At 70.4% G+C, this 19,759-nt stretch carries 20 protein-coding genes, 1 pseudogene and 1 riboswitch; of the genes and pseudogenes, 3 read left to right on the forward strand and 18 right to left on the reverse strand.

Features of this window, described 5'->3' with window-relative positions; genetic code table 11:
* Window positions 1–38: 38 nt before the first annotated feature.
* Genes P3T37_RS00110 through P3T37_RS00120 form a run of 3 tightly spaced genes read right to left on the reverse strand, consistent with a single transcriptional unit; the run spans window position 39 to window position 2,372 of the window.
* Window positions 39–1,004, reverse strand: coding sequence for an urease accessory protein UreD (locus tag P3T37_RS00110; protein WP_280721255.1), 966 nt, complete (start codon window positions 1,002–1,004; stop codon window positions 39–41).
* Complete coding sequence (gene ureG, locus P3T37_RS00115) at window positions 1,001–1,621, reverse strand: urease accessory protein UreG (protein WP_280721256.1); 621 nt, start codon at window positions 1,619–1,621, stop codon at window positions 1,001–1,003. The genes P3T37_RS00110 and ureG overlap by 4 nt, the downstream gene beginning before the upstream one ends.
* Window positions 1,622–1,673: 52 nt before the next feature.
* Window positions 1,674–2,372, reverse strand: coding sequence for an urease accessory UreF family protein (locus P3T37_RS00120; RefSeq protein WP_280721257.1), 699 nt, complete (start codon window positions 2,370–2,372; stop codon window positions 1,674–1,676).
* Between the two features lie 173 nt (window positions 2,373–2,545).
* On the opposite strand from P3T37_RS00120, the gene P3T37_RS00125 reads away from it, so the two are divergent.
* Window positions 2,546–3,619 carry an RNA-guided endonuclease TnpB family protein gene (locus P3T37_RS00125; protein ID WP_280721258.1) on the forward strand — a complete coding sequence of 358 codons (1,074 nt, stop codon included), beginning with the start codon at window positions 2,546–2,548 and terminating at the stop codon, window positions 3,617–3,619.
* A 13-nt stretch (window positions 3,620–3,632) separates the two neighbouring features.
* Here the strand turns inward: P3T37_RS00125 and ureC are convergent, their stop codons facing one another.
* From ureC to P3T37_RS00150, 5 genes are all read right to left on the reverse strand, one after another.
* Window positions 3,633–5,357 carry an urease subunit alpha gene (gene ureC, locus P3T37_RS00130; RefSeq protein ID WP_280721259.1) on the reverse strand — a complete coding sequence of 575 codons (1,725 nt, stop codon included), beginning with the start codon at window positions 5,355–5,357 and terminating at the stop codon, window positions 3,633–3,635.
* Window positions 5,357–5,755, reverse strand: a complete 399-nt coding sequence (locus P3T37_RS00135; RefSeq protein WP_280721260.1) for an urease subunit beta — start codon at window positions 5,753–5,755, stop codon at window positions 5,357–5,359. The genes ureC and P3T37_RS00135 overlap by 1 nt, the downstream gene beginning before the upstream one ends.
* Before the next feature lie 27 nt (window positions 5,756–5,782).
* Window positions 5,783–6,616 carry a cobalamin biosynthesis protein CbiX gene (locus P3T37_RS00140; RefSeq protein ID WP_280721261.1) on the reverse strand — a complete coding sequence of 278 codons (834 nt, stop codon included), beginning with the start codon at window positions 6,614–6,616 and terminating at the stop codon, window positions 5,783–5,785.
* Between the two features lie 3 nt (window positions 6,617–6,619).
* The gene (locus P3T37_RS00145; protein ID WP_280721262.1) at window positions 6,620–6,925 is read right to left on the reverse strand and encodes an urease subunit gamma; all 306 of its coding nucleotides are present in this window, start codon (window positions 6,923–6,925) and stop codon (window positions 6,620–6,622) included.
* Between the two features lie 449 nt (window positions 6,926–7,374).
* Entirely contained in the window at window positions 7,375–7,728 is a 354-nt protein-coding gene (locus P3T37_RS00150; protein WP_280721263.1) for a metalloregulator ArsR/SmtB family transcription factor, read from the reverse strand.
* Window positions 7,729–7,798: 70 nt separating this feature from the next.
* Window positions 7,799–8,027, forward strand: a riboswitch (cobalamin riboswitch).
* Between the two features lie 62 nt (window positions 8,028–8,089).
* On the opposite strand from P3T37_RS00150, the gene P3T37_RS00155 reads away from it, so the two are divergent.
* A complete protein-coding gene (locus P3T37_RS00155; protein ID WP_280721264.1) occupies window positions 8,090–9,217 on the forward strand; it encodes a HoxN/HupN/NixA family nickel/cobalt transporter in 1,128 nt (375 codons plus the stop codon).
* Window positions 9,218–9,245: 28 nt separating this feature from the next.
* On the opposite strand, the gene P3T37_RS00160 is transcribed toward P3T37_RS00155, so the two are convergent.
* The 4 genes from P3T37_RS00160 to P3T37_RS00175 form a co-directional block, all read right to left on the reverse strand.
* Window positions 9,246–12,833, reverse strand: a complete 3,588-nt coding sequence (locus tag P3T37_RS00160) for an Ig domain-containing protein (protein ID WP_280721265.1) — start codon at window positions 12,831–12,833, stop codon at window positions 9,246–9,248.
* A gap of 201 nt (window positions 12,834–13,034) precedes the next feature.
* Window positions 13,035–13,844, reverse strand: a complete 810-nt coding sequence (locus tag P3T37_RS00165) for an amino acid ABC transporter permease (RefSeq protein ID WP_280721266.1) — start codon at window positions 13,842–13,844, stop codon at window positions 13,035–13,037.
* Window positions 13,841–14,488, reverse strand: coding sequence for an amino acid ABC transporter permease (locus P3T37_RS00170; protein WP_280721267.1), 648 nt, complete (start codon window positions 14,486–14,488; stop codon window positions 13,841–13,843). Before P3T37_RS00170 ends, P3T37_RS00165 begins: the two co-directional genes overlap by 4 nt.
* A 5-nt stretch (window positions 14,489–14,493) precedes the next feature.
* The gene (locus tag P3T37_RS00175) at window positions 14,494–15,435 is read right to left on the reverse strand and encodes a glutamate ABC transporter substrate-binding protein (RefSeq protein WP_280721268.1); all 942 of its coding nucleotides are present in this window, start codon (window positions 15,433–15,435) and stop codon (window positions 14,494–14,496) included.
* A 213-nt stretch (window positions 15,436–15,648) separates the two neighbouring features.
* Between P3T37_RS00175 and cutA the strand changes: the two genes are divergently transcribed.
* Window positions 15,649–15,969: a divalent-cation tolerance protein CutA gene (gene cutA / locus P3T37_RS00180; protein ID WP_280721269.1), complete on the forward strand. Its 321-nt coding sequence runs from the start codon at window positions 15,649–15,651 to the stop codon at window positions 15,967–15,969.
* 112 nt (window positions 15,970–16,081) lie between these two features.
* Here the strand turns inward: cutA and P3T37_RS00185 are convergent, their stop codons facing one another.
* The 6 genes and pseudogenes from P3T37_RS00185 to P3T37_RS00210 form a co-directional block, all read right to left on the reverse strand.
* Window positions 16,082–16,621: an NUDIX hydrolase gene (locus tag P3T37_RS00185; RefSeq protein ID WP_280721270.1), complete on the reverse strand. Its 540-nt coding sequence runs from the start codon at window positions 16,619–16,621 to the stop codon at window positions 16,082–16,084.
* A gap of 148 nt (window positions 16,622–16,769) precedes the next feature.
* Window positions 16,770–17,327, reverse strand: coding sequence for a class IV adenylate cyclase (gene cyaB / locus P3T37_RS00190; RefSeq protein ID WP_280721271.1), 558 nt, complete (start codon window positions 17,325–17,327; stop codon window positions 16,770–16,772).
* 9 nt (window positions 17,328–17,336) lie between these two features.
* The gene (locus P3T37_RS00195; protein ID WP_280721272.1) at window positions 17,337–17,804 is read right to left on the reverse strand and encodes an NUDIX domain-containing protein; all 468 of its coding nucleotides are present in this window, start codon (window positions 17,802–17,804) and stop codon (window positions 17,337–17,339) included.
* A pseudogene (locus tag P3T37_RS00200) lies at window positions 17,791–17,970 on the reverse strand (XRE family transcriptional regulator); the annotation flags it as partial. The gene P3T37_RS00195 and the pseudogene P3T37_RS00200, both read right to left, overlap by 14 nt.
* A 31-nt stretch (window positions 17,971–18,001) precedes the next feature.
* Window positions 18,002–18,466, reverse strand: a complete 465-nt coding sequence (locus P3T37_RS00205; protein WP_280721273.1) for a GNAT family N-acetyltransferase — start codon at window positions 18,464–18,466, stop codon at window positions 18,002–18,004.
* Window positions 18,463–19,632: a helix-turn-helix transcriptional regulator gene (locus tag P3T37_RS00210; RefSeq protein ID WP_280721274.1), complete on the reverse strand. Its 1,170-nt coding sequence runs from the start codon at window positions 19,630–19,632 to the stop codon at window positions 18,463–18,465. Before P3T37_RS00210 ends, P3T37_RS00205 begins: the two co-directional genes overlap by 4 nt.
* Window positions 19,633–19,759 lie beyond the last annotated feature (127 nt).

Below are 19,759 nucleotides of genomic sequence, written 5' to 3' on the forward strand. Positions count from 1 at the left end.
GGGTACGTACCGTGCCGGGGCGGCACGGTGACGGGTCGTCAGGTCTTGCGCATCACCGGTGCGGGTACGCCGATCAGGAGTCGGCGCACTGCGTCCCAGGCGCAGCGGACCGCCGCGGCGACGGCGGGGGAGTCGCCGCCCAGGACGCGCAGCCAGGCGCCGCTGTCGGACGGCAGCACGCTCACGCCGTACAGCAGCCCGCTGCCCGCCAGTGCGCTGTGCAGCGCGTCGGCGACCTCGGCGGCGGGAGCCAGCGGCGTGACGGCGTAGAAGGTGGACACCAGGTCGTGGGCGGCCAGCACCGCGGGGCCGGTGACCCCGCTGGTGCCCGGCTCCAGCCGCACGGTGTCCAGGGCGAACAGGCGGCTGCCCGACCCGGACGGGTCCGGGCGGCGCCACTCCAGGTCGGCGGCGAAGACCTGGTAGGCGTTGCGCTCGCCGTGCGCGAGCCGCCCGGCCAGCACCGTCTCGCCGGCCAGCACGGTGGCCGACGGCGCGACGGTGATCACGGTGCGCTGGTAGAAGCGCGAGTCGCGGTACGGGATGGTCGGCTCGGGCAGGTACTCGACGTAGCTGTCCTCGGCGGCGTGCAGGTGGACCAGCTGGGTCGCGTAGTCGGCGTCCATCCGGTGGATCTTGGTGGCCGCCTGGGTGGTCAGGTGGACCGCGCTTCCCGGGCCGCAGTGCAGGTCCATCCGCAGCCGGTCGGCCTGCACGATGCCGCCGCCGGTCGACATCAGGTAGGTGATCGCCAGGTCGGGCCGCTCGGGGTCGAAGTAGAGCGGGCGCATGATCTGCAGCGGCGACTTCTGGTAGCGGGTGACGAGTTCGGTGCGCGGACCGATCCGCTCGAAGCCCAGCTCCAGCAGGCCGACCTTGCCGGGCCGGCCCACGCCGAGGGCCTCCGGCCGGCCGGCGAGCCGGCGGACGGAGGCGGGGACGCGCTCGGGCTCGTAGTGCGCGGGCGTCAGGCGGTGCGGCGCGACGGCGGCCGCCGTGCTCATGCGGGGACCTTCCGGTAGGACTCCAGCAGGTCCGCCACCTGCTCCAGGCCCTCGCCGGTCAGGCTGTTGGTGAGCACCACGGGCTTTCCCTCGCGCACCCGGTCGGCGTCGGAGGTCATCACGTTCAGGTCGCAGCGGACGTAGCGGGCGATGTCGATCTTGTTGATCACCAGTACGTCGGAGTCGGTGATGCCCGGACCGCGCTTGCGCGGCATCTTCTCGCCCTCGGCGGTGTCCAGCACGAAGAAGAACATGTCGACCAGGACCGGGCTGAAGGTCAGCGTGAGGTTGTCGCCGCCCGACTCGTAGAGCAGGGTGTCGATGTCCGGGAAGCGCTCCAGGAGTTCGGCGCCGGCGGCCAGGTTCATCGTCGGGTCGTCGCGCACCGCGGTGTGCGGGCAGGCGCCGGTCTCCACGCCCACCACCCGCTCGGGGTCCAGCAGTCCGGCGAGGTTGCGCCGCACGTGCTGGGCGTCCTCCTGGGTGTAGATGTCGTTGGTGATCACCGCGGGGCGGCGCCCGCGCGCGATCAGCACCGGCACCAGCGCCTCGACCAGCGCGGTCTTTCCCGAGCCCACCGGTCCGGCGATGCCCACTCGCAGCACGTGGTCAGTCATGTCTTCGCTCTCTTTCCTCTGTCGCCCCCTGAGTTACTCGGATGACGGTCCGTCAGGTGGCGAACATCCGGGCCTCCGCCCGTTCGTGGCGCCCCGACATGGCGTCCGCGACCGGGACGCAACCGCCGAGGTCCGCCAACTCCCGTTCCAGCGCGGCGGCGGTGACCTCCTGGATCACCGGCGCGATCGCGCGCAGCGCGGTCTGCGCGCGGCGGTGGTCGGTCAGCCGCAACCGCAGGCCCGCTCCGACGAAGCTGACGGCGAAGGCGAACAGGTCGCTCGCCACCGCCTGTTCGGTCCCCACCCCGCCGGACGCGTACGCGACGCCGGCCGCCACCGGCTGGCAGCCGGGCGAGCGCTTGGCCGCCACCAGCTCGGCATAGCGCTCCAACGCCTCACCGCCCAGGGCAAGTCGGGCGGTGTCCAGCATCTGCCGACCGGTCCTGGTGGAGGCGAGGCGCAGCCCGCGGTTGAGCTTGCTCGCGTGCAGCCGCTCGTCCACCGCGACCACGCCCGCCCAGTCCCCGGCCTCGGCCGCCCGATGGGCCAGCGCCAGCGCGGTGGCGTCGGCCGGCCCGACCGAGTGCCGCAGCAGGTCGGCCAGCAGCTCCGGCATGCCCTCCGGATCGACCGCCTTGGCCTGCGCATAGCCTTCGAGGCCGTGCGAGAGGGTGTAGAGCCCGCTGGGGAAGGCCGAGTCGGTCAGTTGGAGGCTGACCAGCAGGGCATCGAGAGTAGGTGCCCCGGTCATGTGAGATCTCCAAGGAAGTCCTGGTCGGCGGGTCGGTCGGACGCGGCGCCCGCCGCACGCAGGGTGCGGCACGGCTTGTGGCGCGTGATAGCTGAAGGCAGTAGAGGGATTCCAGTGGCGTTAATGCAAACCAGTTTTGACGCTCCGTCAGTCTCTGCTTTAGCTTTTGACTCGTGAAGACCGAGTGCGTAAAGCGGGCGTATCGGTACCGCTTTCATCCCACCGACGAGCAGGCCGCGGAGCTGTCGTTCCTCGCCGAGGTGTCCTCCGTGCCGTTGCAGCAGGTGCTTCGGCACTTGGAAGTCGGCTTCACCAACTTCTTCGAGGGTCGGGCGAAGTACCCCCGATTCAAGTCGAGGAAGAAGTCGCGCAGGTCGGCGGAGTACACCCGGTCCGCGTTCCGCTACCGCGACGGCCACCTCGTGCTCGCGAAGATGGCCGAGCCGCTCGCCATCGTCTGGTCGCGAGCCCTGCCGGAGGGCGTGCAGCCGTCTACGGTGACTGTCTCGCAGGACGCGGCTGGACGATGGTTCGTCTCGATGCGGTGTGAGGATCCGACCGTCACGCCGTTGCCGCGTCTTGACACGGTCGTGGGCATCGATGTTGGGATCACCGCCCTCGTGACGCTGTCGAGCGGGGAGAAATGCACTAATCCGAGGCACGAGCGCAAGGACCGTGCCCGCCTGGCCAAGGCTCAGCGGGCTCTGTCCCGTAAGGCTTCCGGGGATGGGGCCAACCGGGCCAAGGCCAGGCGAAAGGTGGCTCGTGTACACGCTCGTATCGCCGACCGTCGTAGGGACTTCCTGCACAAGCTGACCACTCGACTCGTGCGTGATAACCAAACGCTCGTGATCGAGGATCTGGCTGTGCGCAGCATGGTCAAGAATCGCGTTCTCGCCCGCGCCATTTCGGATGCGGGCTGGCGCGAGATGCGCATCATGCTTGAGTACAAATCCGCGTGGTACGGACGGGACCTCGTTGTGATAGACCGCTGGTTTCCGTCCTCCAAGCTGTGCTCCGCGTGCGGAGTCATCCGGGAGAGACTGCCGCTGAACGTCCGGACGTGGACGTGCGACTGCGGAGCGGTTCACGACCGAGACGTGAACGCGGCACGCAACATCCTTGCCGCCGGGCTGGCGGTAACAGTCTGTGGAGACGGTGTAAGACCCCAACGGAGTACTCCTGAGAGGCAACGGTCGATGAAGCAGAAAGCCCGACCCGTGAGGGAAGGACTTCTCGTCCCGTAGGGCGAGAAGGAAGTCAAGCGATATAGAACAGTTGGTTGAGCGGGAGGGTCACGGCCGGTTCGATGGTGGCCGGTTCGCCGTCCAGGGTGACCCGGTAGGTCTCGGGGTCGACCTGGATCAGCGGGGTGGCGTCGTTGCGGACCATGTGCTGCTTGCCGACGGTCCGGCAGTTGCGCACGGGTAGCACCCGGCTCTGCAGGCCGAGTTGGGCCGGCACGCCGAGGTCCACCGCGGCCTGGGACATGAAGGAGACCCGGGTGGCCTGCTTGGCGCGGCCCATCGCGCCGTACATCGGGCGGTAGTAGATCGGCTGGGTGGTGGGCAGCGAGGCGTTCGGGTCGCCCATCAGGGCCCAGTTGATCAGGCCGCCCTTGATCACCAACTTGGGCTTGGCGCCGAAGGAGTTGATCGGCCACAGCACGATGTCCGCCAGCTTGCCGGGCTCCAGCGAACCGATGTGCTCGGCGGTGCCGGAGGCGATCGCCGGGTTGATGGTCAGCTTGGCCAGGTAGCGCAGCACCCGGAAGTTGTCGTTGCGCTCGCTGTCGCCGGCCAGCTTGCCGCGCTGGTCCTTGCAGTGGTGCGCGGTCTGGAAGGCGCGGGCGAAGGACTCGCCGATCCGGCCCATCGCCTGCGAGTCCGAGGAGAAGATGCTGATCACGCCCTCGTCGTGCAGCACCGTCTCGGCGGCCACCGTCTCCGCGCGCACCCGCGAGTCGGCGAACGCCACGTCCTCGGGGATGTCGTGGCTGAGGTGGTGGCAGACCATCACCATGTCGAGCAGCTCGTCGATCGAGTTGACGGTGTAGGGCAGGGTCGGATTGGTCGACGAGGGAAGCACGTTGGGCTCGCCGGCGATCCGCATGATGTCCGGCGCGTGGCCGCCGCCGGCGCCCTCGGTGTGGAAGGTGTGGATGGTGCGGCCGTCGATCGCGGAGAGGGTGTCCTCGTAGAAGCCGCCCTCGTTGAGGGTGTCGGTGTGGATCGCGACCTGGACGTCGTACTCGTCGGCGACCCGCAGCGCGGTGTCGATCGCGGCCGGGGTGGTGCCCCAGTCCTCGTGCACCTTCAGGCCGCAGACGCCGGCCTCGACCTGCTCGCGCAGCGCCTGCGGCAGCGAGGCGTTGCCCTTGCCCAGCAGGCCGACGTTGACCGGCAGGTCCTCGACCGCCTGGTACATCCGGTGGATGTTCCAGGGGCCCGGGGTGCAGGTGGTGCCGTTGGTGCCGTCGGAGGGGCCGGTGCCGCCGCCGATCAGCGTGGTGATGCCGTTCGTCAGGCCCTCCTGGACCTGCTGCGGGGCGATGAAGTGGATGTGGGTGTCGATGCCGCCGGCCGTCGCGATCAGGTGCTCGCCGGAGATCACCTCGGTGCCCGGGCCGATCACCAGCCGCGGGTCGACCCCGCTCTGCAGGCGGGGGTTGCCGGCCTTGCCGACGGCGGTGATGAAGCCGTCGCGCACCCCGATGTCGCCCTTGACGATGCCGAGGATCGGGTCCATCACCACCACGTTGGTGATCACCAGGTCGAGCGCGCCCTGCAGCGAGGTCGCCGCCGGGTCCTGGGCCATCCCGTCCCGGATGCCCTTGCCGCCGCCGTAGACGGCCTCGTCGCCGTAGTGGCCCTGGTTGAAGTCCTTCTCCACCTCGACCACCAGGTTGGTGTCGGCGAGGTGGAAGCGGTCACCGACGGTGGGGCCGAAGAGGTCGGTGTACTGCCTGCGCGGGATGATCGCCATCAGTGCTCGCCTTCCGTGGTTTCGAGGCGGGCGCCCTTGAAGCCGAGTTCGACGGCGCGTCGCAGGGCCCGGGTGCGGGTGTCGGCCGAGCCGAGGCCGCCGTCCACCAGCGCGGCGAAGCCGACCAGCCGCCGGTGTCCGGCGTACGCGGCCAGCTCCACCTCGCGGGTGTCGCCGGGCTCGAAGCGCACGGCGGTGCCCGCGGGGAGGTCCAGGTGCATGCCGTAGGCGCTGTTGCGGTCGAAGTCCAGGGCGCGGTTGACCTCGAAGAAGTGGTAGTGCGAGCCGACCTGGACGGCCCGGTCGCCGGTGTTGCTCACCGCCAGGCGCACCTTGGCCCGGCCGGCGTTGATCTCGATCGGATCGTCTCCGTACAGGTATGCGGAACTGCCCGACATGGTGCCTCTTTCTGCTGCTACTACGAGTTAGTGCTGGTGGGGGTGCTGGTGGTCGTCCGGGCCGTGGCTGTGCGCATAGCCGTGGCCGTGCTCGGCGTCGAGTCCGGCGGCGATGCCGTCGTCGCCGTGGGCGAGCCGGTGCAGGGCGTCGGCCGTGCGGGCGCGCAGCACGGCGGTGAGCGCCGGTGCGCCGAGCAGCGGGCCGCCGTCCTCGGCGTCCTGGACCGGACGCGGCGATGCCGGGCCGAAGCCCGCCGACAGCAGGACGACGCGCCGCGCCCCCAGCCGCAGGCAGCGCATGACGCCCTCGGGCAGGCCCGGGTCGCCGCCCTCGAAGGCCACTTCCACCCGCCGGTGCGAGCCGTGCCGGCTCACCAGCCGGGCGATCCGGAACAGCTCGGCGTCCTCGAACGGGCCGGCCGCCGGGGCCGCGACCAGCATCGCGCAGTCCTCCCGGCGGGGGCCCGCGGTGCGTCCGGCGGCGGCCCGCAGCCAGCCGATGAGGTGGCCGGGGGTGCCGAACGGGTCGGCGAGCACGATCCGGCCGCGCGCGCGGTCGCCCGGGCCGGTGAGCCAGCGCAGCGCCCGGGCGGTGTCGGCGACCAGGCCGGGGTCGCGGCCGAGCGTCATCGGCAGCACGCAGACCGGGCGGTCGAAGTGTGCGAGGGCGTCCGTGACGGCCGTCGTGAGCTCGCGCCCGACGGGGACGGCGCGGAACGGGCCGCCGTCGTCGCCGGCGTCACGGCAGAGCTGCTGGAGGTGGGCCGCCCGGCCGCTCTCGTGGCCGCCGACCAGGACCAGGGTGGCGGCTGCGCCGGTACGCGCCTGCTGGTCGACCGAGGCCTCGGCGGTCGTCGTCATGGCTCAGGCACCCACGGGGTCGTGGCACGAGACGAGCTTGGTGCCGTCCAGGAAGGCCGCCTCGATCTGGAGCAGCGGCAGCATCTCGCGCACGCCGGGCATGACCTCCTCGGCGGAGACGATCTTCTTGCCGAGCTCCATGCACTCGGCCAGCGTCCGGCCGTCCCGGGCCCCTTCGAGGATGGCTTCGCTGATCAGCGCGACGGCCTCGCTGTAGTTCAGCTTGAGGCCGCGCGCGCGGCGTCGGCGGGCCAGGTCGGCCACCACGTAGACATAGAGCTTGTCGATCTCCCGTGGAGCGAGGTTCATGGGTGCCGTCCTTTCGAGGGTGGGGCCCGGCCGGGACCGCTCGGACCGCAGCCGCCGGTCGGGGCGGCTGGCGTGGGTTCCGGGGCAGGTCGGGGCAGCCGTCGGGGAGACGGGTGAGGTCGGGGACGGTGGTCTGCGGGCCCGGGACGTGCGTGCGGGGGTGGGTCGCGCGTACGTCTAAATTTCACGATGCGGAAATCAACTTCCGCACGGAACGAAACGTAGAGCCGCCCTGGGGGCGCGTCAACGGTTTGTTGAGAGCCTTGGCCGTTTCTTTAACCGGACCGGTTTCCGGTTTTCTCGACAACTCCCGGGCAGGTCACGGGAGTTGGAGCATTGTGTGGGCGCCGTGAAGCGCCCGGTCGACTGGCGGCGCAGCGGGGCTGCTGCGCCGCTTCGACACAGGAAGCAGGGGTGGACTTTGGGACCGACTGGTCGGTATTAACGCCTCATGATGCGCTGAGCGAGTCGAGGAGCGCCGAGACGTGGGTGTCGACCAGCCGGTAGCGGACGATCCGGCCGTCCTTCTCCGCGGCCACCGTGCCCGAGGCCCGCAGCAGGCGCAGCGCCTGCGAGACGGCGGTGTCCCGGATGCCGGTGGCGAGCGCGAGGTCGGAGACCGCGATCGGCCCGGCGCGGTGCAGGGACAGCAGCAGGGCGAGCCGGCCGGGCTCGCCGAGCAGCGCGAAACGCGATGCCCAGGCGTGCACGCGTTCGGGGTCGCCGATCGCGTCGATGGCGTCACAGACGGTGTGCTCGTCGATGGCGCGCCAGTGCTCGCGCTCTTGGGGGACCAGGTGCATGGGCCCATCCTCACCCCTGGAGGCAGGTGATATCCAACACCTGCATATCTGTGCAGGCTTGTGGATCATGTCCGGTTGCCCCTACCGTGGTGACCGCCGTGGTGTTCGGGAAGACCGGTGACGGATCCTCAAGGGGTCCCAGACCGGAGCGGCCCTCGCCACTGTGATCGGGAAGTCACCGCACCACCCCTGCCCTGCTCGCCAGGGCAGGCGGCCACTGGACAGCCGTCCGGGAAGGCCGGGCGCGGAGGCGTTCGTACCCGTAAGCCAGGAGACCGGCCACGGCACCCGTGTGAAACCCGCTCAGCCCTCCCGGGCCGGGCGGCGCCCCCCATCGAGGTGCTGGAGAGGCTTTCCTGAGATGACCCTGCCCAAAAACGCCGCCCCCGCGGCGACCCCCGCCGCCGCGATCCCCGCGACCCCGCTGATGCGCTGGGAGCGCAAGGACTGGATACGCACCGGCGGCCTGCTGGCCGTCATCGCGGCCATGCACGTGGCGGCCTTCGGCATCCTGATCGTGATGGTCGACCCGCACCACTACGCCATCGGCACCCAGGTCTTCGGCCTCGGCCTGGGCGTGACCGCCTACACCCTGGGCATGCGGCACGCCTTCGACGCCGACCACATCGCCGCCATCGACAACACCACCCGCAAACTGATGGCCGACGGCAAGCGGCCCGTCTCGGTCGGCTTCTGGTTCGCGCTGGGCCACTCCACCATCGTGGTCGTGCTGGCCGGCGGCATCGCGGCCGGCGCGCACTTCGTCACCACGCTGACCGACGACAAGTCCAGCACCCACCAGGTGCTCGGCGTGGTCAGCACCAGCATCTCGGGCACCTTCCTCTACCTCATCGCCGCGCTCAACCTGGTCTCGCTCTTCGGCATCTACCGGGTGTTCAAGGCGATGCGCGGCGGCCAGTTCGACGAGCACGAGCTGGAGAAGCACCTCGACAGCCGCGGCTTCATGAACCGCGTCCTGGGCCGGCTCACCAAGTCGATCACCCGCCCGGGCCAGATGTACCCGATCGGCCTGCTCTTCGGCATCGGCTTCGACACCGCCACCGAGGTCACCCTGATGGTGATGGCCGGCTCCGGCGCCGCCGCCGGACTGCCCTGGTACGCGATCCTGTGCCTGCCGCTGCTCTTCGCCTCGGGCATGAGCCTCTTCGACACCCTCGACGGCACGTTCATGAACTTCGCCTACCACTGGGCCTTCTCCAACCCGGTCCGCAAGGTCTACTACAACCTCACCATCACCGGGCTGTCGATCGCCGTCGCCTTCCTGATCGGCACCATCGAGCTGGTCGGTGTGCTGCACGACCAGCTGAACCTGGACGACCCGGTGAGCAACTGGATCTCCGGGATCAACCTCAACAACGTCGGGTTCGTGATCGTCGGGCTGTTCGTGGTGGTCTGGGCGGGCGCGCTGGCGTACTGGCGCTTCGCCAAGGTGGAGAACACCTGGACCCGGCAGGCCGAGGAGCTCTGAGAGCTCGTCGGCCTGCCGGGTCGAGCGGTCAGAGCAGGGCCGCGTAGAGGGTGAAGGCCTGCGTGGTGGTCCCGGCGGCGCTCTTCGCCGTCAGGGTGAGGTGGAAGGTGCCCAGCGCCAGCTCGCTGCCGGAGATGGTGGCGGTGCCGTTGCTGCCCGGGGTGAACTTCAGGCCGGACGGCAGGGTGCCGGTGGCGCTCAGCACCGGCGCCGGATAGCCGGTGGCCTTGACGGTGAAGCTGAACGGGAGCAGCAGCGCCGCGGTGGCGCTGGCCGGGCTGGTGATCGCCGGTGCCTGGTTGACCGTCAGGGCCAGCGGCTGGGTGGCGGTGCCGACCGCGTTCTTCGCGGTCAGCGTGATCGGGTAGCTGCCGCCGCTGCCGGCGGCCGGGGTCCCGGCCAGGCTCGCGGTGCCGTCGCCATTGTCCTTGAAGGTCACGCCCGCCGGCAGGGCGCCGGTCTCGGTGAGGCTGACCGGCGCGGTTCCGGTGGTGGTCACCGCGAAGCTGCCGGCCGTGCCGGTCGCGAAGGTCACCGTGCTGGCGCTGCCGATCGAGGGGCCGGTGCTCTGGGTGACCGTCAGGGTCACCGTGCCACTCGCGCTGCCGGAGGCGTTGGCGGCGGTCAGCGTGATCGGGTAGCTTCCGGCGCTGCCGGAGGCCGCCGTCCCGGAGACGGTGGCCGTGCCGTTGCCGTTGTCCTTGAAGCTGAGGCCGCTGGGCAGTGTCCCGCTCTCACCGATGGCGGGGGAGGGGTAGCCGCTGGTGGTCACCGTGAAGGTGCCCGCCGTGCCGGTGCTGAAGGCCGCCGTGGTCGCGCTGGTGACGGCCGGGTGCTCGGCGGTGGTCAGCGTGTAGCTCTGGTTGGCGGTGCCGGCCGCGTTGGTCGCGGAGATCGTCAGCGGGTAGCTGCCGCCGCTGCCCGCGGCGGGCGTGCCGGCCAGGGTCGCGGTGCCGTCGCCGTTGTCGGTGAAGGTGACGCCGGCGGGCAGGGCGCCGGACGCCTTGAGCGCGGGGGCCGGGCTACCGGTGGTCGTCACGGTGGCGCTGAACGCGGTGCCCGCGGTGGTGGCCGCGGTGGCCGCGCTGGTGATCGACGGCGCCACGTTGACGGTGACGGTCGACGAGGAGCCCGCGCCCACCGTGGTCCACGCCGACAGGGTGCCGCCGTAGGCCTGGCCGAAGGCGGCGCCGTTGACGGTGCTGCCGCTCGGGACGGTGAGCGGGACGGCGACGGGGCTGCCGGCGCTGTTGGTGACCACCACCGCGCCGTTCTGCACCGAGGCGGTGACCGTGCCGGCGCTGCGCGCACCCGCCCAGGCGGCCGACTGGCTCAGCACCTGCGACTGGCTGGCGTCGGTCATCTGGGTCAGCGGCGCGGTGTACCAACTGCTGTACTGGGCCTGCATGTTGTCCAGCAGGCTGAGCAGCGTGTAGCCGTAGTCCGAGGTCACGCCGTTGGTGGTGCTGGTGGCCGGGCCGATCAGGTTGGTCTGGTGGGCGTAGTTCATCCGCGGGTCGTTGTTCAGCACGTGTCCGAGCATGATCCGCGACTCGGAGGCCAGCACGGTGGCCTCGGTGGCCGGCGTGGTGGTGCAGGTGGTGGACGGCGAGCCGGCGCACTTGCCGGTCTCGGCCGGGTACTGGCTGTCACCGAGGTTGGAACCGGCAGCCACGTAGGCGGTGTTGTACTCGTTCAGCTCGTCTGGCCAGTTGGCCGCGTTGTAGTAGATGTTGCTGGGGTAGCGCGGCGCCGAGCTGGCGGTGTTGGTGGCGCCGCCGGGGGCGGTGTACGGGATGGTGTACGACTGCGGCTGGCGTGAGGCGTCGGCGCCGAAGACGTTGATGCCCATGTCCGAGAAGGCCTGCGGCGTGTTGGGGTTCTCCAGACCGGAGTGCTCACCGGTCACCACGTCGTGCGAACTCCAGTTGGTGAGACCGTTGTTGGCCGCGAACGCGTCGTCCAGGCCGATCTCCTGCTCGATGCTGGAGTCCGGCGTCGTGCTGGTGGCGGGCAGCCAGCCGGCCGCCGAGGCGCAGCCGATGCCCGGGTCGGTCGCGGTGGGGTAGGTGGCCGTGCTGCCCGGGCCGCCGCCGGGGGTGGACGCCCCGGTGTCGGTGAAGGTGTACGAGGTGGCGGCGCCGGTGGCGTCCTCGCTCACCTGGCCGACCAGGCCGAACGCGGTCGAACCGGCGGGCGCGCGGTAGACGTTGTAGCCCCAGAAGCCGGTGCCGCCGGAGTACTGCGACTCCAGCTTGGACAGCGTCGGTCCGCCGCCGTTGGGCGCGTCCGGCCAGGAGAGCGCGACCGAACCGCCCGCGCCCACGGTGGCCTGCTGGACGACCGAGGGCTCGGACTCGCCGTACGCGGTGGCCGCGGTGACCTCGTAGCTGTAGCCGCCGGCCGCCAGCGAACCGGCCGAGCCGGGCGTCACGGCGGTCATCGGCAGCGGCTGCGCGACGTTGCAGCCGAGGAACATGTGCGACCAGGTGTGGGTGATCCAGTTGAAGGAACTCTGGTTCTTCAGCAGCTCGTTCACGAACGCCGAGTCGTCCGGGTAGCCGCTGTCCACGGTCTGGCCAGGGTCGGTGTAGGTGGTGCCGTTCACCGTGGTGCTGCCGACGCAGTTGGCGCCGGAGGTGGTGGTGGTGCTCGGCGCGGTGCAGGCGCCGATCGCGTTGAAGGCCAACTCCAGCTTGATGCCGGTCTTCTGCTCCCAGGCGGCCACGTAGTCCACGTCCGCCGCGCTCATCTGCACGTCCGGCGGGCCGTCCGCGGCGTTGCCGCCCACGCCGGCCGGGCAGAGCACGTCATTGGGGTTGGTGGCGCCCGGCGTGCACTGGTACTTGTTGCTCCACTCGTTGTCGGCGATGAAGAGGTCGTCGACGTCCTGGCCGAAGTAGTTGCGGTAGAGCCCGAGATGGGTGCTCTGGGTGACCCAGTTGATCAGGCCCGGCGAGAGCAGCAGCCAGGGCAGCATGGTGGGGCTGTAGTCGAAGGTCAGCGACAGCTCGGCGACGCCGGCCTGCGGGTCGGTGGCCGGGTGCTGGTAGACCGCGGCCAGCACGTTGCCGGAGGCGTCCTTGAGCCAGGGGGTGACCGGGGCGCCGGCCACCACTGTCGACGGGTAGCCGTAGGAGCCCGTCTCGAACGGGATCGGCCCCTTGAGCTCCGGCAGTTGGGCCAGCGCGTCCGGGGTCAGCTGCGCCGTCCCGGTCACCGCGCCGGCTCCGGCGGCGGTCAGGCCGAGCGCCGGCGAGGGGTACATGTAGCCGTCCAGCTGGCGGATGCCGAAGCTCGACTCGTAGGCGTCCAGGCCGGTCAGCTGGCCGGCCGCGAAGTAGGTCGGGGAGTCCGCGACCACCACGCCGTTGAAGTACCCGTGCGTGCCGCTGGAGAGCGCGGGCAGTGACACGGTCTCGCTGCCCAGCGCGCCGGTCGCGTTCACCAGGGTGTAGGCGACGCCTTCGCTGTCGAGCGCGGCCTGCCAGGCCGTCGTGGTCGGGTCCCCCGAACCGCCCCCGATCAGCAGGACCTTGAGATCGAGCTGCGGTGGCGTCGCCGCGGCGACCGGCACCACCGCCTGTGCCGTCGCCAGCAGGGTGGCTGCAGCCACCCCGGCGGCGAACCATTTCATCCTTTGCCTCAACACATGACCCTCCCAGGCAAGTTCTTGACAGCCCTACGGACTGCGGGGTCAGCATGCATCATCGTGGAGGGCGGGGAGGGTGAATATGCAGACACATGGGCAGATCTTCATACAGCCGCCTACTGTGGAACCTGCCGACTGACCGGAGATTCGCCCACTACCCGCCGACTACCCGCGCGGTCGGCTCTGCCGGTGCTCCAGCCACCCCGCGGTCCGCGACAGCAGCCCGTTGACCAGGACGTAGCAGGCCGCGGCGACCAGGTAGGTGGGCAGCACGTTGTGGTAGTACTCGCCGAGCACCTGGGCCTTGTGCAGCAGCTCCAGATAGCTGACCACGTACCCGAGCGTGGAGTCCTTGAGCAGCCGGACCAGTTGGCTCACCAGCGCCGGCACCAGCTTGCGGACGGCCTGCGGGACCACCACCCAGCGCATCGCCTGCCCGTACGTCATGCCCAGGCTGTACGCCGCCTCCGCCTGGCCGCGGTCCTGGGCCAGCACCCCGGCCCGGAAGATCTCCGCGACCACGGCGGCGTTGCTCAGCGACACCGGCAGAACCAGCTGCCAGAAGACCGGGAAGGTCACACCGGCTCTGGGCAGCCCGAAGAGGAAGACGTACAGCAGCAGCAACAGCGGTACGGCCCGGAAGAGTTCGCTGTACAGCCGGGCCGGCCAGCGCGCCCACCGGCCGCGGCTCAGCCGGGCCAGCGCGACAACCGCCCCCAGCGGAAAGGCGATCGCCGCCGCGACGCCCGTGACCAGCAGCGTCTGCTCGATCCCGGTCAGCAGGAAGCGCAGGATCGGCCACTGCGCGAAGACCGACCACTGGGAGGCCGACAGCTCGCTGTGCAGTGCGAACTGACGGACCATCAGTGCGAGTGCCCCGGCGAGCAGCACGAGCGAGCAGACCGTCGCGATCCAGGTGCGGCGGCGGGCGCGCGGGCCCGGGACGTCGAACAGCAGCCGGCTCTCCTCGCTCACCGCCGGATCGCCACCCTCCGCTCGATCCGCCCCGCCAGCAGGCCGATCGAGAGCGTCATCAGCAGGTAGACGACCGTGGTGGCGGCGAAGCCGGTCAGCGGGTCGTCGTACTTGAGGGTGGCGAACTCGGCCTGCCCGGTCAGCTCGGCGACCCCGACGGCGGCCGCCAGCGAGGTGCTCAGCGCCAGCCCGATGAAGACGTTCGCCAGTGGCTGCACCATCGACCGCAGCGCCTGCGGCAGGATGACGTACCGGATGGACTGCCCGGCGGTCAGGCCCAGCGCCCGGGCCGCCTCGGCCTGCCCGAGCGGCACGGTCCGGATGCCGGCCCGCAGCACCTCGCAGACGAACGCCGCCCAGTACAGCGCCATGGTCAGGGTCACCGTGAGGAAGAGCGAGAACAGCAGGCCGACGTCCGGCAGGCCGAAGACGAACAGCACCAGCAGCACCAGCAGCGGGACGTTGCGGAACACCGTCACGTACGCCGTGCCCAGCGCGCGCAGCGGCGGCACCGGGCTGATCCGGCAGACCGCCAGCAGCACCCCCAGCAGCACCGCGCCCATGAAGGCGAGCGCGGTCATCGCCAGGGTCAGCAGCAGGCCGTGGCCGAGCCCGCCCAGCGTGGCGGTCAGTTCCCGGGGCACCGGCCTCAACTGCCCTGCGCGGAGCCGATCACCGGCGGCGCCGGCGGCTGACCCGTCAGCGCGGTGCCGATCGTCGCCTGCCAGAGCTTGGCCCACTCGCCGTCGGACTCGATGAGTTTGAGCCAGCCGTTGACGAAGGTCTTCATCTCGGGCGAACCCAGCGGCACGCCGATCCCGTACGGCTCGGTGGTGAAGGGTGTGCCGACCACCTTCACATTCTTGTCCCGGTACTGGTCGCCGAGCAGCAGCGCCTGGTCGAGCACGTAGGCGTCGGCGCGCTTCTGCTCGACCGCCTGCTCGCACTCGGCGTTGGTCTGGAAGAGGATCACCTTGGCCGTCGGCGCGTACTGCTTGATGTCGTTGGCCGCGGTCGAACTCGACTCGGTGCAGACCGTCTTGCCGCCCAGGTCGGCGACCGCCTTGATGCTCGTGTTCGAGGCGGCGACCAGGATCGCGTCCCCGGAGGCGTAGTAGGGCCCCGCGAAGGCGACCTTCTGAGCCCGGGCCGGGGTGATCGTGTAGGTGGCGAACACCGTGTCCACGGTGCCGTTCTGCAGCAGCGCCTCGCGGGTGTCCGCGGTGACGGTCACCAGGTTCTCGGTCGGCTTGCCGGTGATGTACTGGGCGAGCATCTGCGCGAGTCCGGCGTCGAACCCGGTCAACTTGCCGGAGACCGGATCCTTGAGCGAGAAGAGCGCCGCGGCGTCCGTACCGCCGACGTTCAGCGAACCGCGGCTGCGGATCTTCGCCATCAGGCTCCCGGCCGGGATCGCCGAGGCGTCCGCCACCGGTGCCTCGTCGACCACCGACGCGAAGTCTGGCTGCCACGGACTGGCCATCACCGGAGCCCCGTTCGCCCCCTCGCAGCCGGCGAGCCCCGCGACCAGCGCCAATGCCGCAGCGGCGCCGGCCAGCGCCCGGATCGGTGTAGTCCTTCTCGCTCCCATGATGGTGACCCCTCCGTCGCGACGTGTCACACAGCATGACGACCCGACAACTCCCGTGTCTAGAAGGGCTCTCGATACGAGGTCCCGCTTTCTTCGGACGGCGGTTGGCCGTCAGGCCCGGGTCAGATGGCAGCTTTCTTCGAGAAGCTCGCGGCCTGGGCCCCGTCATGCCCTGGGTACGCTCTCAGCCAGACGTCGACTCACAGGAGCACCATGGCCGGCTACATCACCGTCTTGACCACCACCGACTCCGCCGAACGCGCCGAGGAGCTCGCACGCGCCGGAGTGAACGCCAGGGTCGCGGCCTGCGCCCAGATCGACGGCCCGATCAAGTCCGTGTACTGGTGGGACGATGCCCTCCAGGCGGACCAGGAATGGCGGGTGCTCTACAAGCTGACGACCGAGCGTTTCTCCGAGTTGGAGGAGATCATCAAGGCCGTCCACACCTACGACACCCCCGAGATCATTGCCGCGGACATCACCCACGGCAGTCCCGAATACCTCCAGTGGATCGCCAACGAGACCGCCACCTGATCGACAACTGGCTGATCTCGCCGTGCAGTTGCCTGGCCAGAGGAACGTCGAGCGGCAGCCGGGCGGCCAGCGCGAGCGCGAACGGCGCGCCGCACGTGCGTCAACTGGCGGCTCATCGTGCCAGTCGGTGAGGCCCGAGAAAGTACGACAGGGCAGCGAGCGACGGACCGTCGGGGATCTCGCCGCCAGTCAGGAGGCGGACAACCTCCGCCTCCGGCAGCCACGCGACCCTGGACGACTCGCTCTGGTCAGACGGCTCCCCCACGTACTCGCAGCCTGTGACGTGGAAGGAGCGGAATCGCATGGTGGAGATGCCGGCCAGGGCGTCGTACTCGACCAGCGGGGCGACGCTCCCCGGGCGCCAGCCCGTCTCCTCCTCCACCTCTCGACCGATCGCCGCGGCAGGGTCCTCGCCGGGCTCTGCCCAGCCAGCGGGAACCTCCCATCCCCAGCGGCCGGTGATGAACCGGTGTCGGTAGAGCAGGAGGAACTGCCCGGCGTCATTGGTGACCACGGAGGTCACGGAGGCCTTCGGCATCGTGATGACGTGATGGTCGACTCGGCCGATGCCGGGGATGTCGACGTCGTCGAGCCAGACGTCGACGTAGGGGCTGGTGTAGACGCGGCGCCGCCCGTGGCTCTGCCATTCCACCGGTCAGAACCTCCTCACACGTTGACGAACAGCTCCTCCGACTCTCCCATGCGCACCGCCAGTTCCCGCATAGGGCCTGACCCGCTCGCCTCCCGTGCCGGAATTGGTGCCCTGGTGGACCGTCACATTGCCGTCCAGTGTGCCCGGCTCAGCGAGCAGCAGCGACCGCGTCGGTGTACTGCTCGGTCGTCAGGTCACTCTCGCCGATCCCCAGCGTCGCCAGGATGGCCCGCACGGCGTCGAGCGCCTCCGCCAGCCCCTCAGGCTCAGCCTGGGTCTCCAGCTCGATGAAGGTCCCCTGGATCTGCGGCACCCGGACGAGCGTGGCCAGGAAGTCGCGCCCGTCCAACTGGAACGAGTAGTTGCGGCACCGCTTCTCGAACGCGATGGTCGGCGCGTACCCGAGGCCTCGGAGAATCGCGTGCGCGGCGTCGGCGTCCTCGACCCGGGTTTCGTGCTCCGGTTTGGATCCGGAGACCTCATCGACCCGGGCGCCCTTGTACGTCAGGACGGTACGGGTATCGGTCGCGCCGTGAACCGTGCGGATCCGCAGCTCCCGATCCCCGCTGGTCAACGCTCCAGCCGGGAGGTCGTAGTAGGTGTCCTGGTAGACCTCGGGACGCCCGGGGCCGTAGGCCTCCTCCAGTCGGGCCATCACGTCTTCGGGGTTCTGTACCCGGGCCTTGAGCTCGGCCTCGATCGCCACTGCATCTCCTTAGCGGATCACCGGCATCTGCCCTGAGCGCCAGTCGGTGAGCCGCTTCCGGATGCTCGCCACCATCGGTAGGTCGTCCGTCTCGGTCGGCGAGAACCAGGCCACCTCGTGCGATTCGTCCGAGACCCGCAGCGTCCCACCGGTCGGCCGGCCGAGGAGGCAGATCGAGAACTCCTGGCGCACCTCGCCGTCGTCGTAGGCGAAGACGTGGCCCGGGTCGGTGTAGGTCCCGACGATGCCGACGATCTCGACGTGGATGCCGGTCTCCTCCAGGGTCTCCCGGACACCGCAGTCGGAGAGGGACTCGCCAAGCTCCATCCTGCCGCCGGGCAGCGCCCACCTGCCGTTGTCCGTGCGCCGCTGGAGCAGCACCTGGCCGCGCTCGTTGACGGCCACCACCGATGCCGCCGGGACGAGACTGTTCGCCTTGGGTGCCTGCGGGTCGTTCTCGTAGTCACGCCTCGACACGTTCGATCTCCCCTACGTTGCGGCCCCGGATCCACAGCTCCTCGACATGATCGACGAAGCGGTCGAACATGCCGTCCGACTGACTGCGCCGCAGGTGCATCATCGGGGAGTCGTGGCCGACCCGGCGGGCCAGGATCGGCGTGACGATCATGTCATCGCCGAATCTACCTGCTGAACGACGGCGGGATCCTGCTGGATCAGGCCTGCGAGCGGTAGAAGATCTTCCCCGGGTGGGGCGCGACGCCCAACGCCTCATACAGTTCCAGGGCGGGCGGATTCTCCCGATCGGCCGTCCATTCCACCCGGGAGCATCCTGTCGCCCGGGCCTCCGCGTGAACTGCGTCCATCAGCTGGCGGGCGACTCCGCGGCGCCGGTGGCCGTCGCGGACGTACAGCTCCTTCAGGTACAGGCCGCTGTCGGCCCCCGCCGCAGGCCACAGGAAGCTCACCGACGCCATGCCGACCACATCGTCGCCGTCCCGTGCCAGCAGTACGGTTGCGGCCGGCCGCGCGCCGAACAGCGCTGCCCTGATCTGCTCGACGGGGGGCGGGGTGTTCGTGCCGCCGTAGTACTCCTCGATCTCGCCGAGGATCGCGGCGATCGTCTCGGCATCGGCGTCGATCGCGGGCGCGATGTCCAGTCCCATCGGGGTCCCTCTCATCCGGTCGAGGGCAGCGCCAGCAGGTCGTGCAGCACCCGCACCTCGGGTAGGCGTCGCTCGGTCTCCGGCACCGTATCGACAAGATCGCGGGCGCGGTAGAGGACCAGCGCGCTGCGGTGTTCGAGGGGAAGTGCCGCCACCGTCTCGGCGGTCAGGTGCGCCCCTTCGGCCAGCCTGCCGTCCCAGGCGAGGCACTCGGCCCGGTCGAGGGCGACGAGAGCCCTGTCCAGGCGGTTCTCCACGGGGTACAGCTCCAGAGCGCGTTGCTGCTGCTCCCAGGCACGGCCTGTGTCGTGCAGGTGGGTCCACGCACTCCCGGAGTGGAAGGCAAGCTGCGCAGCGTCGTAACCCATCGCGGACGCCTGCTGATCGGCAGAGGAGAGTCGGCCCAGGGCCGTCTCGGCGCGCTCCAGGGCGTCGGCGGCGGCGTCGCGGCGGCCGGCTCGGGCATGGACGCGGGCCTCCAGAGGCGCGGCGAGCGCGTCGGCGACGCACGGCAGGCCACCGGCGAGCCGCTGAGCACGGTCCGCCAGCTCCAGAGCACCCGCGAAGTCGCCGCCGTAGTAGAGCTGGTAGGACTCCTGGGCGTAGATCCAGGCGAGGGTGGGCCGGTCCTCGGCCTGGGTGGCGGCCGCGCGGCCGGTACGCCACCAGTCGCGGGCGCCCGGATCGTCCAACTTCAGCAAGGTGAGAGCGAGCAGGCCGGCCAGCGAGGCGCACGCGGACAGCAGGCGGCGCCGTATCGGTGCGGACTGTCGGTGGCCGAGGAGGGACCGGAGGTCGGCGAAGTCTGCGAGCAGGTCGGGGAGCAGCTCGTTCTCCGGCCGGTAGCGGGTGGCGCGGCCGTGGCGGGCGATGGTGAACTCCCACTCGTCCAGGCTGGCTTCGGTCATCGGTCCTGCTGCGAGCTGTTGGGCGAATCCGGTTTGGAGGGCTGCGGCGCGGTCGGCGGCGGGTGTCCCGGGAGGGTTGGCTGCCAGGTCGATCAGGAGACCGCCGGCTCCCAGGGCGCGGTCGAGGGTCGCTGCGATCGTGGCGGTCGGCTGGCGGCGTCCGGTTTCCAGGTCGCTGACGGCGGTCTTGGCGCAGTTCGCGAGGCGGGCGAGGTCACGGATGGAGAGGGTGCCGCGTAGGCGCCGGAGTGCCTGGGGGAAGGTCTCGCCCACCGTCTGCTCCTGTCCGAGGTGTCCGCAGAGGTGCGGACACCTGCGGACGGCTTGAGCCTCGCTACTGTGCGTGGTCAATCCGAAACTACTCCTTGGGCGGCCGAATGGCAGCCGATCAAGCAAGGGG

The sequence above is a fragment of the Kitasatospora sp. MAA4 genome, from assembly GCF_029893355.1.
GTDB lineage: Bacteria > Actinomycetota > Actinomycetes > Streptomycetales > Streptomycetaceae > Kitasatospora.

Bases quoted from the DNA above. Each gene is read 5' to 3' on its own strand.
- P3T37_RS00155 (WP_280721264.1), top strand. From the start codon at position 8,090: ATGACCCTGCCCAAAAACGCCGCCCCCGCGGCGACCCCCGCCGCCGCG.
- ureG (WP_280721256.1), bottom strand. From the start codon at position 1,621: ATGACTGACCACGTGCTGCGAGTGGGCATCGCCGGACCGGTGGGCTCG.
- P3T37_RS00175 (WP_280721268.1), bottom strand. From the start codon at position 15,435: ATGGGAGCGAGAAGGACTACACCGATCCGGGCGCTGGCCGGCGCCGCT.
- P3T37_RS00205 (WP_280721273.1), bottom strand. From the start codon at position 18,466: ATGAGAGGGACCCCGATGGGACTGGACATCGCGCCCGCGATCGACGCC.
- P3T37_RS00150 (WP_280721263.1), bottom strand. From the start codon at position 7,728: ATGCACCTGGTCCCCCAAGAGCGCGAGCACTGGCGCGCCATCGACGAG.
- P3T37_RS00145 (WP_280721262.1), bottom strand. From the start codon at position 6,925: ATGAACCTCGCTCCACGGGAGATCGACAAGCTCTATGTCTACGTGGTG.
- P3T37_RS00120 (WP_280721257.1), bottom strand. From the start codon at position 2,372: ATGACCGGGGCACCTACTCTCGATGCCCTGCTGGTCAGCCTCCAACTG.
- ureC (WP_280721259.1), bottom strand. From the start codon at position 5,357: ATGGCGATCATCCCGCGCAGGCAGTACACCGACCTCTTCGGCCCCACC.
- P3T37_RS00135 (WP_280721260.1), bottom strand. From the start codon at position 5,755: ATGTCGGGCAGTTCCGCATACCTGTACGGAGACGATCCGATCGAGATC.
- P3T37_RS00140 (WP_280721261.1), bottom strand. From the start codon at position 6,616: ATGACGACGACCGCCGAGGCCTCGGTCGACCAGCAGGCGCGTACCGGC.
- P3T37_RS00110 (WP_280721255.1), bottom strand. From the start codon at position 1,004: ATGAGCACGGCGGCCGCCGTCGCGCCGCACCGCCTGACGCCCGCGCAC.
- cutA (WP_280721269.1), top strand. From the start codon at position 15,649: ATGGCCGGCTACATCACCGTCTTGACCACCACCGACTCCGCCGAACGC.